Genomic DNA, 13,472 nt, shown 5'->3' with positions numbered 1-13,472 from the left:
TGGCTCATGCTGTGCTGCTAACTTCGCTCGTAAGGGCGACCTTAAGAGCGCAGCCTCGCTACCGTGCCGTCCTCTCGCAAGGCGGCCTTCGCCGGAGGGTATCTTGAAAGCAGCGCTTGTAGCATTGCAAGCTGGGATGGGCACGCAGGTCATGATCGAACCTGGAGCGAGGTCTGCATGGGAGTATCTCAGCGCTCCTGTCTACGCCGCTATGGGTCGCGCCCTTCGTGAATAACGAGAACGAGCAATAAAAAAAGAATTTCGAGCTCAAGTTAAAGTATATTTTGGCGAATATAATGTCTTATTCCAGAATTCGCGGGACCAAAAGAGAGCTAAACGTGAATTCTCTACCCGCCGGGTCGCGGCATTTCACATGCGCACACTTGTCACCGGACCCATACAGCCCGTCTCTGGCGATCTTGTTTTGGCGCGCGGAAACACCGCTTACGATTTTCCTTGCTATAGTGCTTCATATGGCGCGCCGGCAAGTGGACTCTGCTCACCGGCAGCAACGCAGCTTGAATTGGCAGCTCGACGAGTGTGGGGAAAGGCGGTAGCGCTCTACCGACTCGACCCCCCGAACACGTTTGATGCCGCTAATCCTTGCCGCTCATCAGCTCAGAAAGTAGGCGCCTGCTGGGAAGGACGGGCCAGGCGCGAAGCCTCGTTTGATTCCCTCGCGACCGCCCAGCTTCGAGCATCCGACGTGAGATTGCTTCCTGTTGCTGTCGCAGGTGATCGCTCAGCAGCTTGTTGCGCGTGATGTAGCCTGCGTTAACCCCCGGGATCGAGTGGTTCATCAGAAGATGGACGTCCAACTCCGCAACGCCTGCAGCCTGGGCGATTGTCCGGAAAGTCTGCCGCAGGTCATTCCCCCATTTCGACAGATCGCTGCGTTTCTCTTGTGCTCGATGACGTGACCGCGTTCGCTCTCTGATGGCAAATCAACCTCGGCAGCATCGCCGCCCGGCTTGCGCGTCGACGCGCGAGGGTCAATGCCGTTGGCGATCTTGCCGAGAATGTCCTTGGGCTTCGCCCGCGCCGCGCGCGTTGTGAGTTCTCCGACTTCGGCAACCTTCATTCGGACGGAAAGGCGCCGCCCCGCCTTCCTTCGCTCACCCTGAACAACGAATGTCTTTTGCCGTTTGCCCACGAGCACCATGAAGCCCGGCAGATCGGTGTCTCGGGCAAAATATTGGTCTGAGGACGCCGGCTCGAGGCTTGCGACGGCGCGGTCTGTAAGGGCGAGTCGAAGGTCTGTCATGAAATTAGTACGGGATTAGTACGGCAATTGCGTCGTGCTGCATCTGGCTGAATCTGTTGGTTTGACTACGCCATCATAGCCGCTCAATACGAAAACAACAACAACTTGAATATGTTAGCGGCAGCGCAATCGTACAGCGGCCTGCATTTGGAAACAATAGGAAAGGCCGTCTGACAAATTCCTAATCTGTAGGTCACAGGTTCGATTCCTGTCGGGATCACCACGCTTTTCAAGTACTTAGCGAAATTGCCGCCGTACTTTTTTCTGAGGAATAGTACGGCGAATTTTTGCAGATCCTATGGTTCTGGCACGATCAGCGCCGCACGACCGGAAGTTGGAGAGTTCTTTGGAATGAAATCCAAGCCGCAATGCAGTCAGCGCTCCAAATCCGTTGCATTGCCTTTGCCACCAAGGCGGCAGTCAGCACCGCTGGCGTTTCGACGCAGACCAGGACCATGGAGTGCAGTCACCTGGCCAATGTTTCGGCTTGAGAAGCAGGGACGGAAGCCGCACCGAGCTTCGTATAAGCCGAAGGAACGCCGCGTTGACTAGCCGATAACCCACTAAAACCGTGGATTTATTGAAACGCACGAGCATATTACGGGTCGGGCGCGCAGTGGTTGAAAATGCTTGCGTCGCGCTATGTTATTTGCATGCTGCGCCGTTTCTTTCTCTGTCGTTCGTGGCGCTGGCATGCTCTGATCCCTCAAAAAGGGTGTGTCATTAGTTTTCAGTTTTTGAGACGGCGGTGGGCCTATCGTTTGTCCGCTTGCCGAACAGGGAGGAAGACAATGGACGGAGAATCGCATTCCAAATCAAGGCGAAGCTTTCTGAAGTCGAGCGGACTTGTCGCCGGGCTGACGGCGACGGCGGTTACCGCTCCCTGGGTTCGAAGGGCAGGAGCCGCTGACACAATCATCTGGAAAATTCAAACCTCGTGGCCGGCTGGCGTCGGACTTGAAACTTTCCAGAGCTGGTGTGGGGCCATCAAGGAAAAGACCGGAGGCCAACTCGAATTTCAGCCGTTCAAGGCAAAGGACATCGTTGGTGACTTCGAACTCCTCGACGGGGTGAAGAACGGCGTTCTGGAAGCGATGAACTCGTTTTCACTTTACTGGGCCGGTAAGCTTCCCGCTGCGGCGTTCCTCTCCTCTTACACGATGGGGCTACGCTATCCGCACGAATGGGACATCTTTTTCTATTCGAAAGGTGGTCTGCAGGCCGCGCGCGACCTTTATGCGAAACAAGGTCTTTACTACGTCAACCGCATTCATCACGGCCCGAACATCATCCACTCAAAGACACCGATCCGCTCGATCGAGGATTTCAGAGACCTGAAGCTGCGCGTACCTGGCGGCATGATCGCCGAGACATTCGCAAAAGCCGGCGCCAAGACGACGCTGCTGCCGGGCGGCGAGGTGTTCTCCGCGCTGGAGAAAGGCACGATCGATGCAGCCGATTACACTGGGCCGGCGGTAAACTGGGCGCTCGGGTTCCAGCAGGTGACCAAGTACATTTCCATGGGCCCAGCCGGTCTGATGTCCGTATACCAGCCCGTCGACCTGATGGACTTTGCCGTCAACATGAATGTCTGGAACCAACTCCCGGACAACCTCAAGAAGTTCGTGGAAGACGAAATCCAAGTCTATTCCAATGTCCATTTCGGGGCCATCCAGAAGGCCGACATGGAGGCCTGGCAGAAATTCCTGGATGCCGGCATTGAAATCAATCGGCTTGGACCGGAGGACCTCCAGAAGTTCCAGGAAATCGCGGTGCCAATCTGGTTCGAGTGGGCCAACAAGGATAAGGACGCGGCGCGCATCTTCAAACTGCAGCTTGAGGTGATGGAGAACCCGACCGTCGGTTACGTGACCCCGGACATGTATCAGGGATTGTCGATCAACCTCTGAGGCTCTCCGCGCCCGTCCTGTCCGGGCGGGCGCACTCTCCTGCAAGAGGCAGTCGCCGATGCCCTCACTCACATTTGTGCTGCCGCACTGGCTATACTGGTCAAGCCTCGTGCTTTTCCCGCTCGTTGCGGTCTTCCTTGTCCATCGCGAGCGGGCACAGCGCGATGCCGGCCGTCCAAATCTCTTTCTTGCTTACCTGTTCCTGGTCACTGCAGGCTTCCTCGGCATGCACCGGTTTTATCTGAAGAGCAGGTGGGGATTCATTTTTATCCCGCTGTTCATTGCAGTGCTTTGGACGAGCGCCCAGGTACGCGACGGACGTGAGGCAGTGTCGCTCGCGCGATCCCAGAGCGAACACGCCGAAAGGCTGTTGCCGCGTGCCAAGGCAGATGTAGCAGCCAGCAAAGAAGGCGCTGCCGATCGCCTGGCGAAAGCTGAGGCAGACGCCACGGTGGCGCGCGATAATCTGAGCGCCGCCGCCCATGGGCTCGAGCGCGCCAACAGCATTGGCCGAATTGCCGGACTCCTGCTTGGTCTCGCTCTCGCAGGCGACGCCCTTCTAATACCCGGTCTTGTGCGGCGCACCCGCACCCGTGAGATCGCGCGCGCCGCGGCCGACCATCCGCTCGTAGTCGATGTGCCAGCCACGCCCGTCAAGCAACCGCTCGCGTTGTTCCAGCCGGTCGACTGGCTGGTACGCGTGACGGGCGAGTTCGTCGCGTATTGGTCGGTTCTCGCAGTGGTGGCGTACTACTACGAAGTGGTGGCCCGTTTTGTTTTCAACTCACCGACCAACTGGGTACATGAAAGCATGTTTCTTATGTTCGGCATCCAGTACATGCTGGCAGGCGCCTATGCCTACCGTGACGAAACGCATGTCAGGGTAGACATCGTCTACAGCCATCTCTCCGAACGCGGTCGTGCTGTCTGCGACATCATCACCTCGGCCTTCTTCTTCTTGTTCACCGGCACCATGCTGGTCACAGGATGGCGATTTGCGAGCGATGCCACGGCGGTTGGCGAACGCTCATTCACCGAATGGGGCATCCAATACTGGCCGGTAAAGCTCGCGATCCCCATCGGGGCAGCGCTCCTGTTGCTTCAGGGCCTATCCCGGCTGATGCGAGACATCGCCACTGCATTTGGAAGGATCGGCTGAGCGATGGGCCTCGAGCTTCCGATCCTGTGGCTCAGCATATTGATGTTCGGGGGTCTGGGCGTACTTTTGCTGCTCGGATTACCGATGGCCTTTTGCACCGGCAGCCTTGCCGTGCTTTTCCTCTTTCTGTTCGGCAATTCGGCCATGCTGAACATGCTGCCGTCTCGGGTCTTCCCGTTCATGACGGATTATCAGCTCTCGGCGGTGCCGCTTTTCATCTTCATGGCCGCGATTCTCGAGAAGGCGGGCATCATCGAGGAGCTGTTCGATGTCGTCTACAAATGGCTGGGCGGACTCAAAGGCGGGCTCGCATCGGCCACGGTGATCTCCTGCACGCTGCTGGCCGCGATGGTCGGTGTCGTCGGGGCGACGGAAGTGACGATGGGCATGATCGCGCTCCCGGCCATGCTGCGCCGCAACTACGACGCCAAGCTCGCCTGCGGCTCGCTTCTTGCTGGCGGGACCCTTGGCATTCTCATACCCCCTTCCGTCATGGCGATTGTCTATGCCGTCGTGGCGCAGCAGTCGCTGGGCGAGCTTTTGATCGGGTCGGTATTTCCCGGGCTGCTGCTGTCCGGGATGTATGTCGCCTACGTGACGGCGCGCTGTTACATCGACCCCAAACTCGGCCCGGCGTTGCCGCCGAACGAGCGCATTGACTTCGCCCAAAAACTCAAGCTTTTGCGCCGGACGTTCATGCCGATACTGCTGATCCTGCTTGTGCTCGGGGTCATCTTCATGGGCATTGCCACGCCGGTCGAAGCCGCCGGCATCGGTACGTTCGGGGCTTTCATCGTCTGCGCCGCACATCGGCGCCTGACCTGGGACACGATCCGGGAGGCCTGTGTCGCGACGCTCAAGGCCACGGCGATGGTCATGTGGATATTCTTCGGCGCCACCATGTTCGTCGGTTTCTTTATCCTGAAAGGTGGGCAGAACTTCGTAGCCGAATCGATACTCGGAACAGGCTTGGCGCCTTACGGCGTTCTTGTTCTGATGATGATCATTCTGTTCGTCCTGGGCATGTTTCTGGACTGGGTGGGCATTCTCCTTCTCACCGTACCGATATTTCTGCCCATCCTAAAGCCACTCGAATTCAGCGGCACGTTTGGGCTAGCCGGTGTGGCTCCTGAAGACGTGCCACTGTGGTATGGTGTCATTTTCATGGTCAACATGCAGATGGCGTTCCTTAGCCCGCCTTTCGGCTATTCGCTGTTCTATCTGAAGAGCGTTGCGCCGCCGGAGATCTCGATGGCGACGATCTTTCGATCCGCAGTCCCCTTCTTGTGCCTGCAGGCGATCGGAGTGGGACTGTGCATCGTGTTCCCCTCAATCGTCGTCTGGCTCCCGAAGGTCATGTACGGAGGCAATTGACCACATTTGCGGCTTGCCGACACCGAGGATCAGTCGAATTTGATAGCTTTTCGCTTGAACGGCGTCACCTTTTTGCCTTCCTTTGCGCGTCGTCATGAGATCGCTTCTTGAAACAATCCTGGCTGCGAGTGCGGGTGTATCGCACTCGACCAGTCTTGGTTATCTCGCCTACGCCGCCCCGGGAATGCCGCGCCATCTGTCCTTGCCGAGATGGCCAAGGAACCCGCCGCCGATCAGATCGTTTCGCGATAGATCAACCGGACGAGGAGAGACATGCTCGAAATTCTGCATGCTCACAATCGCGGGACACCGAACACGGGCCGGCTCTGCCAGTTCGGGGCTTGGCGCGATGCTGCGTGACGTCGATTATGTCCTGCAAAAACTCGACTGGATGCGCGGCGAAGGCATCTGGCCCAACGGCTTGCGATATCTGTGGACCGATGCATTCGGGGTCGTGCTCTACGTCTCGCTTTATGCGGAAACTGGCGAAGAGCGCTGGCTGGACGAGGCCGAGCGGCTGGTGGCCGATGTCGAGCGTGTGCTCGGCCGCCGGCGCGGACTGAGGATCGGCGAAGCGGCGGATCGCGACGGACAGTATTTCCACTATCTGGCGATGTGGCTGTTCGCCTTGGCGCGTCTCGGCGATCTGAAGCCGGAATACCGCAAGCGCGGTATCGCGCTGGCGCGGGACATTCACCCGGCGTTTGTGGTCCCCGGCCGCGGCGTGATCTGGAAGATGCAGGAGGATTTGAGCGGTCCTTACCCCGGCTACGGCCTCGGCAGCATGGATGCCTATGACGGCTACGTCTCTTACCGAATGCTCGACGACGAGGAACTGGCGCCCGAGATCGCGCAGATGCGTGACCTGATGGAGCGCGATTGGCGCAGCCTCGACATCGACCAGGACCTCGGCCTCGGCATGATGCTGTGGCTCGCCCATTTCTTTCCCGACGAGCCGTGGGCCGAGGCCCAGACGAGGCGTTCGCTGCGAACCCTGGAAACGATGTGGGTCGACCCGCCCGGTTATTTCAGCCGCGCGCCATGGCTGCGCGATACCAAGTTCGCCTTCACCAATTACGGCGTTTCGCTCGGCCTGCAGGCCGCCGGTATCTGGCCGGGGCGTGTCGATAGGCTGAACGCCTTCTTCGAGGACTGGCGCTCCGGCGACGAATACGACCGCGAGGCGATCACCTGGGTGATGGCCTGCACCTCGCACCTTCCCGGTGCTTTTCTGACCCGGGGTGGCGAGACAATGATTGAAAGCGACCAAGCTCGGGAACGTTCCTCCGCCGGCGCGGTTGTCGATGGAAGTGCATGGAGACGCAAGGAACGCGGTTGAAATGGCCATTCTCTTGGGAAAACCGGGGAGCTGTTGGGTGGCGACGGCCACCTCCACGAACTATCCCCAGCTCGAAGGTTTGGTCCGTGCGGACGCCGTTGTCGTGGGGGCTGGAATCGTCGGGCTGACGACGGCGCTTCGGCTTTGCGAGGCGGGCCGGTCGGTGGTCGTCCTCGAAGGCCTGCGCACGGGCGGCCAGGTAACCGGCCGCTCGACGGCCAAAATCACCACGCAGCACGCGCTGATCTATCGTCATCTCATCGACAGCCTAGGCCTGGACCTGGCGCAGACCTATGCCGATGCGAATTCCGCCGGCGCCCGACAAATCCGCGACTGGGTTAACAACTACGCCATCGCCTGCGATCTCGAGAGCAAGGACGCCTATAGCTACACCTGCGATGAAAGCCGGCGCGCGGAGGTAGCGGCCGAGGCGGAGGCCGCGCGCCATGTCGGGCTGGAGGCCGATCTCCTCGACCGCGCGCCGCTGCCTTTCGAAACGGCCGCGGCATTACGGTTCCCCGACCAGGCGCAGTTCAATCCGACGATGTATCTGGTTGGCCTGGCGGAAGCGGTGACGGCCTGTGGCGGTCGGATCTTCGAAAACAGCCGCGCCACCTCGATCGACGAGGCAAGCCGCTGGCGCGTCGTCACCGATGGCGGCGCCGTTGATGCCGGGCACGTCGTCGTCGCCACCAACATGACGGTGAAGAGCCCCGTCGGCATGGCGAACCGGACGCAACCGCGCTGCCACACCGCCATGGCCTTTCGGATCGATGATCCCCTCCCTGTCGACGGCATGTTCATCGGCATCGACGACCCGACGCATTCCATCCGGACGGGCCGTGATGCCGAAGGTCCACTGCTGGTCACGCTCGGCCCCAAGTTCAACACCGGCTGGGACGGCGACGTGGCGAGGCGGTTTGTCGAACTGGAAAAATGGGCAAGAAAGAACCTTCCGGTCGGCGATGTCGCCTGGCGCTGGTGCAACGAGGATTCTGATACGGCCGACAGGATTCCATATGCCGGCGAGCCCGATCCCGCCAAGGCCGCCGGCTTCCACATTGCCACGGGCTTCAACGCCTGGGGCATCACCAACGGGACGGCCGTGGGCGCGATGATCGCCGACCTGATCTGCGGCCGCCCGAGCCCTTGGCAAAAACTCTACGATCCGGCGCGGCCCTATCCCGAGGACTTCCACAAGAACGGCCGCAGTCAATCGATCGTCTCGAGCACCCACGACATTGCGCCTGGCACGGGTGGCGTGATCGTCAGGGGAGACGAAAAGATTGCGGCGTGGAGAGACACCGAAGGCGCACTCCAGGCGGTTTCGGCCATTTGCACCCACAAGGGCTGCACCGTAACCTGGAACAATGCGGACCACACCTGGGATTGTCCCTGCCACGGCTCGATCTTCGCGGCCGACGGTTCGGTCATCCACGGCCCTGCCCGAAAACCGCTTGCCCAGATTACATTGTGAAGGCGGCGACCGACGCCGCCCGCGTCAGGCCGGCCGTTCGTAGGTTCCGACCAGCTCCGTCTCCTCCAATGCGTGTTTCTGGGCTTGCTTCCAGACCTGATGCACGCCCGCCTGTCCTGGTACGCTGAGGCTCGGCACATCGAGCGCGGCCAGCAGGAAGTGGTAATGGTGGATGCCGTGCCCTGCAGGCGGCTGCGGACCATCGTAATACGCATTGCCGAAATCGTTGGTGCCTTGCCTGAGTGCCGACGGGCCGGGCTTGCCGTCTTCGGCCTCGGCTAGTCCCCCGGCATCCGGCGGGATGTTGAACACCGCCCAGTGCCCGAAAATCCCGCTTGGTGCATCGGGATCCCGCACGACAAGAACAAGGCTCTTGGTACCATCCGGGACACCGGACCACTTCAGCGGCGGCGAGACGTTCTGGCCGTCACGCGCATATTTTTCGGGAATTCTTCCGCCTGCCCGGAACGCCGGGCTGATAAGGGTGAGTGGCATTGCTATTTCCCCAAGGAGGTTGCGACCGAGAAGCCCGCGCCTGCGCCGTTCACGCCGCTTGCTGAGCTTCGGCGACGCGTCTTATCTCGCCTGGCAGGGATTCCCAGACCTTGTGCATCTGTCCTTCTCCGACGTGATGGGCGAGCACCTTGGACACGACCCTGAATGCATCCTTGGAATCGACCGGACGGGTAAATTCCAGCTCCGCCTTGATCTTGGCCAGAAACTCGTCGAGCGACCGCATCTTCTCGGGAGCTTTGGAAGGCTGATATTGGTCATAGAAGGCGCCGCGCACCAGGATCGGCAGCTGCGAGCCGAGGTGGGCTGCAAGATCCGGCTGCATACGGTCGCGCAGGGCGTGCAGCACCGCTCCGAGAACGTGCCAGGCGACCTGCCGATCCGGTCCAATCTCGTCCATGATCTCGTCGAGCCAGATGTTTGTGGTCTGCAGTGTCTTGTCGAATACGTCGAGTCCGGTGGCATTCATCGAAATCCTCCTTTCGTTCAAATCCGACTAGGTGATGTGACCAAACAGCCGTACCTGCCCGTTGTTCCCCGATGCGCATGTCCTGATGCGCATTTATTGTCGGAGGTCCCGTCATGAGGGAATTCGGGCCGGCTTTTTGCCGCTGTTTTTCGACCACCTTTCTTGGCTGGCACCCGGAACATCCTCATGGGTGGACGAGTTTTGTTTGCCCGTGGCCGATCACATGGCGACGAGTGATGCAGACACAAAAAACAGGAGAAGAACCATGGCACATCACGATTTGGCGTCCCGGACGCCATCGCGCAGCCTCTACCCATCCGCGCGCGACCCGCTCACGTCATTTCACCGGCAGATCGACCGCCTGTTCGACGACTTCTTCGCGCCGATGGCCGAAGCGACTACGGCCGGCGATCTTTGGCCGAGCGTCGACGTACATGAAACAGACCAAGCCTATAAGGTCACCGCCGAATTGCCGGGGCTCGAGCAGAAGGACGTTGAGCTCAAGCTGCGCGAAAACACCCTCTTTATTACGGGCGAGAAGCGTTCGGAGCACAAGGAAGAAGGCGGCCGCACCTACAGCGAACGCAGTTATGGCCGGTTTCAGCGGACCATCCCGCTGGAAGCGGAGATCGATGCCGACAAGGTGCAGGCCACTTTCAGGAACGGCATTTTGGCTGTCGAGCTTCCGAAGAACCCCGCTGCAAAGGACAAGACACGCCGCATAGAAGTGAAAGCGCGATAGTTGCCAAACTGAAGGCTGCCTGAGCAGGCGGCGTTCAGCCCAGATGGAGAAGAACGGCGAGCACGGCGGCAACCGCCCAGGCGAGCGTCTAGCGCCGGGGATCGTCCGTTGCCTCGGAAACGCCTTCGAGAGCGATTTTGGCGGCTTCCTTATCGGTCCGCCCGAGGTCGGCCAGGGCAATGACGCCGACGAGGCGCTTGTCGTGATTGATCACCGGAAGACGACGCACCTGATGCTTGGCCATGATCTTCGCCGCATCGGTGATATCGGCGTCATCGAAGCACCAATAGACATGCTCGGACATGACCTCGCGAACGGTCGTGTTGCCGGCTGAGCGCTCCTCGGCGACGCCGCGCATCACGATGTCGCGGTCTGTCACCATGCCGACCAGCCTGTCATTCTCGCCGACCGGAAGGGCGCCGAGATTGTCGGCCCGCATTTTCCGGGCGGCATCCCTGATTGTCGTGTTCGGGCCGACCAGTTCGGTCCGACGGCTCATGATCTCCTGAACTTGCATGGGATATTCCTTTCCCTGATTGCTGAGGCAACAAGTCGCCAGACGGACCTGTTGCCACGCATCGCTAGATTGCCAGCTGGCCGGACGAGGCATGTACGGATCACTATCTTCGATCTTCCCGATCCGCGCTGAGGCGCGTGCCGGTGCCGGCACCTCGCGATCGAAACTATTCTTGGAACGTCCAGGCAGCGAGCGAGTTCCAAAATGGTACCGGTGCCGCGGCCATCCCACGGAATGTGGACGCAGGCTGGTGAAAAAACATCCACCGGGAAAACAGATGCACGCGGATTGAAGGTCATGGCTATCATCTTTTCAGATCGCCGCGAGGCCGGGCGGCAACTCGCCGGGGAACTCGTTCGCTTTGCCGGCCGCGACGATGTGATCGTATTGGCGCTGCCCCGAGGCGGCGTGCCGGTCGGCTACGAGGTCGCGCAGGCACTCAAGGCACCGCTCGACGTCTTCGTCGTGCGCAAGCTCGGCGTCCCCGGTCACGAGGAACTGGCCATGGGGGCGATCGCGCCCTCAGGTGTACGTGTCCTGAACGACGAAATCGTCAACGGTCTGGCGATCCCGCCACATGTCATCGACGCGGTCGCTGCAAAGGAGGAAAAAGAGCTTCTGCGCCGCGAGCACCTCTATAGGGACGGGCGACCCCCACCGCAGTTGAATGGACGAACCATTATCCTCGTGGATGACGGGCTTGCGACCGGATCGACCATGCGGGCCGGGATCAAGGCGCTGCGAAAAAACCACGCCGCCCATATTGTCGCGGCCGTTCCCGTCGGTAGCCCCGACACTTGCGACGTGATGCGGGCGGACGCCGACGAGGTCGTTTGCGCGACGACACCAGAGCCGTTGCTGGGTGTCGGGCGCTGGTACGTGGATTTCTCGCAGACGAGCGATGAAGAGGTCCGCGCGCTCCTCGCCAGGTCCGTGCGCAAGCCTGCGGCTTCCCACAAGCCTGCCGCTTCCGAAGAGGAATTGGCTGGGCGCGCGAGCGCGGGTCCGGCGCCTGGCACCAGATCGACATAGCGGAGGTGGATATGGACCGGGATAGCGAGCACGTCGTGCATGTTCCCGCGGGACTTGTCACGCTTGAGGGCAATCTTTCGTTGCCCCCGGATGCTCGCGGCCTTGTGCTCTTCGCCCACGGCAGCGGAAGCAGCCGCCACAGCCCGCGCAACCGCCACGTGGCCGAAAGGCTGAACGAGGCGAACCTCGCCACCTTCCTCATCGACCTGTTGACGGCCGAAGAGGAGCGGATCGACCAGGTCACGGCCGAGTTGCGCTTCAATATCGGACTGCTCGCCGACCGGCTGGTCGGCGTCACGGATTGGCTCGGCGCCTCGCCGGAAACGTCGGGGTTGCGTCTTGGCTATTTCGGCGCGAGCACGGGCGCCGGTGCCGCCCTGGTGGCGGCGGCCGAGCGGCCCGACCAGGCCGCGGCCGTAGTTTCGCGTGGTGGCCGGCCCGATCTTGCAGCGCACGCCCTGCCGCGCGTCCGGGCGCCGACCTTGCTCGTCGTCGGAGGCGCGGACACGGAAGTGATCGCACTCAACCGCTCGGCGCTGGCGGCGCTCCGCAGCGAGAAGGAGCTCGCCATTGTCCCTGGCGCGACACATCTGTTCGAGGAGCCTGGCGCCCTGGACGAAGTCGCGGGTCTGGCGAGCCGATGGTTCTTGCGCCATCTGGTTTCGGACAGATCGGCATCAACGTCCTGACGGCTGGGGCTTGGATCACCAGTGCCGGGATCATTTGCGTGCTCAACGCGTTATGATCCTCATAAGACCGCGCGCAGCTGCAATCCGAATGGCTGTCGCAACCCGTATGTGGGAGAAAGACAATGCCGGACAAGAAAACCATCGAGAAGGCCCGAAAGGACAAGCGCGAGGGCAAATCGCCGAGCACACAGGCCGGCGAGTTCGTGCACGAGGAGATCGATAAAATCCGCCGCGGCGAGCACGGCGCGCGCTCGACCCAGCAGGCCATCGCCATCGGGCTTTCCGAGGCGAGACGCGCAGGCGTAGACCTGCCCCCGCCCAAAAAGGGCGAGGTGAAGGAGAGCACGCGCAAAAGCGCCGAATACGCCTATGAGGCCGGCCAGGGTGAACGCACGCCGAAACGCCGCCCGCGGGTCTCGAAAGCCGTCTCCAAGGTGCTCGAGCACGAGCCGAAGAGCACGGCGTCGCACGAGGCGCTGGCGCAGCAGGCCAAGCGTGCGGCCTCGCGCCGGACGGCTGAGGAGCGCTCGGCCGCCGCCAAGAAGGCCGCCGAGACGAAAGGCGCCAGCGGAAGGAAGGCGGCGGCGCAGAAGGCCGCCAGAACGCGCGCACACCACGCATAGTTCAAAGACGGCAGTTCGCCTCCTGGAAATCCGATATGGCCCAAACGACCGGTATCGAGCTCTGCCCCGGCAGCGCGGGACAACGCCGCTGCCCAAGGCGAACCAGAGCCTGCATCCGCGGGACAACATCGACTTCGAAATCACCGCTGACGACACGGTGGCGCTGAACGAGCAATACTCGTCGCTCGCGATGCTGCCCGACGCGTGACACCGACCGGAGGTACTCGGCGGCAAGGGCAGCGGGAGACCGGTCAGGAAAGCGCAGCCTGTTTCTTGAGCATGATGCGTATCGCCCATAACGCGGAGAAACTCTGATCATGACCTCAGCTGCCAGCACGACAATGCCGCGAGCCACCACTCAGAC

At 61.1% G+C, this 13,472-nt stretch carries 13 protein-coding genes; 9 read left to right on the top strand and 4 right to left on the bottom strand.

Annotated features, from left to right (window positions below):
* Positions 1 to 799: 799 nt before the first annotated feature.
* Positions 800 to 1,264 (bottom strand): integrase arm-type DNA-binding domain-containing protein, encoded by a 465-nt coding sequence (locus NKJ91_RS29155; protein WP_352458294.1) that lies wholly within the window; start codon positions 1,262 to 1,264, stop codon positions 800 to 802.
* Between the two features lie 626 nt (positions 1,265 to 1,890).
* Between NKJ91_RS29155 and dctP the strand changes: the two genes are divergently transcribed.
* The 5 genes from dctP (at position 1,891) to NKJ91_RS29130 (ending at position 8,523) form a co-directional block, all read left to right on the top strand.
* A complete protein-coding gene (gene dctP / locus NKJ91_RS29150) occupies positions 1,891 to 3,174 on the top strand; it encodes a TRAP transporter substrate-binding protein DctP (RefSeq protein ID WP_352458295.1) in 1,284 nt (427 codons plus the stop codon).
* A gap of 58 nt (positions 3,175 to 3,232) precedes the next feature.
* Positions 3,233 to 4,333 (top strand): TRAP transporter small permease subunit, encoded by a 1,101-nt coding sequence (locus NKJ91_RS29145; protein WP_352458293.1) that lies wholly within the window; start codon positions 3,233 to 3,235, stop codon positions 4,331 to 4,333.
* Positions 4,334 to 4,336: 3 nt separating this feature from the next.
* Complete coding sequence (locus NKJ91_RS29140) at positions 4,337 to 5,707, top strand: TRAP transporter large permease (protein ID WP_352458292.1); 1,371 nt, start codon at positions 4,337 to 4,339, stop codon at positions 5,705 to 5,707.
* Between the two features lie 349 nt (positions 5,708 to 6,056).
* On the top strand, positions 6,057 to 7,046 hold the full coding sequence (locus NKJ91_RS29135; protein ID WP_352458291.1) for a hypothetical protein: 990 nt from the start codon (positions 6,057 to 6,059) through the stop codon (positions 7,044 to 7,046).
* Between the two features lies 1 nt (position 7,047).
* A complete protein-coding gene (locus NKJ91_RS29130; RefSeq protein WP_352458290.1) occupies positions 7,048 to 8,523 on the top strand; it encodes an FAD-dependent oxidoreductase in 1,476 nt (491 codons plus the stop codon).
* A gap of 24 nt (positions 8,524 to 8,547) precedes the next feature.
* Here NKJ91_RS29130 and NKJ91_RS29125 read toward each other — a convergent pair whose 3' ends face one another.
* The gene (locus tag NKJ91_RS29125) at positions 8,548 to 9,018 is read right to left on the bottom strand and encodes a YbhB/YbcL family Raf kinase inhibitor-like protein (protein WP_352458289.1); all 471 of its coding nucleotides are present in this window, start codon (positions 9,016 to 9,018) and stop codon (positions 8,548 to 8,550) included.
* A 49-nt stretch (positions 9,019 to 9,067) separates the two neighbouring features.
* Complete coding sequence (locus NKJ91_RS29120; protein WP_023677864.1) at positions 9,068 to 9,505, bottom strand: DUF2267 domain-containing protein; 438 nt, start codon at positions 9,503 to 9,505, stop codon at positions 9,068 to 9,070.
* A gap of 265 nt (positions 9,506 to 9,770) precedes the next feature.
* On the opposite strand from NKJ91_RS29120, the gene NKJ91_RS29115 reads away from it, so the two are divergent.
* Complete coding sequence (locus NKJ91_RS29115) at positions 9,771 to 10,247, top strand: Hsp20/alpha crystallin family protein (protein ID WP_352458288.1); 477 nt, start codon at positions 9,771 to 9,773, stop codon at positions 10,245 to 10,247.
* Positions 10,248 to 10,335: 88 nt separating this feature from the next.
* On the opposite strand, the gene NKJ91_RS29110 is transcribed toward NKJ91_RS29115, so the two are convergent.
* Positions 10,336 to 10,746, bottom strand: a complete 411-nt coding sequence (locus NKJ91_RS29110) for a CBS domain-containing protein (protein WP_352458287.1) — start codon at positions 10,744 to 10,746, stop codon at positions 10,336 to 10,338.
* 315 nt (positions 10,747 to 11,061) lie between these two features.
* Here NKJ91_RS29110 and NKJ91_RS29105 point away from each other — a divergent pair, with 315 nt between their 5' ends.
* The 3 genes from NKJ91_RS29105 to NKJ91_RS29095 all read left to right on the top strand — a co-directional run bounded on the left by NKJ91_RS29105 (position 11,062) and on the right by NKJ91_RS29095 (position 13,108).
* Positions 11,062 to 11,796 (top strand): phosphoribosyltransferase, encoded by a 735-nt coding sequence (locus NKJ91_RS29105; RefSeq protein ID WP_352458286.1) that lies wholly within the window; start codon positions 11,062 to 11,064, stop codon positions 11,794 to 11,796.
* A gap of 11 nt (positions 11,797 to 11,807) precedes the next feature.
* Positions 11,808 to 12,485, top strand: a complete 678-nt coding sequence (locus NKJ91_RS29100) for a dienelactone hydrolase family protein (RefSeq protein ID WP_352458285.1) — start codon at positions 11,808 to 11,810, stop codon at positions 12,483 to 12,485.
* 122 nt (positions 12,486 to 12,607) lie between these two features.
* A complete protein-coding gene (locus tag NKJ91_RS29095; protein ID WP_352458284.1) occupies positions 12,608 to 13,108 on the top strand; it encodes a DUF6496 domain-containing protein in 501 nt (166 codons plus the stop codon).
* Positions 13,109 to 13,472 lie beyond the last annotated feature (364 nt).

The sequence above is a fragment of the Mesorhizobium sp. M0040 genome (assembly GCF_040323505.1).
In the GTDB taxonomy this organism is placed as follows: domain Bacteria; phylum Pseudomonadota; class Alphaproteobacteria; order Rhizobiales; family Rhizobiaceae; genus Mesorhizobium.
The sequence above is the reverse complement of the archived record's forward strand: the minus strand, read 5'-3'. Positions and strand labels throughout refer to the sequence as shown.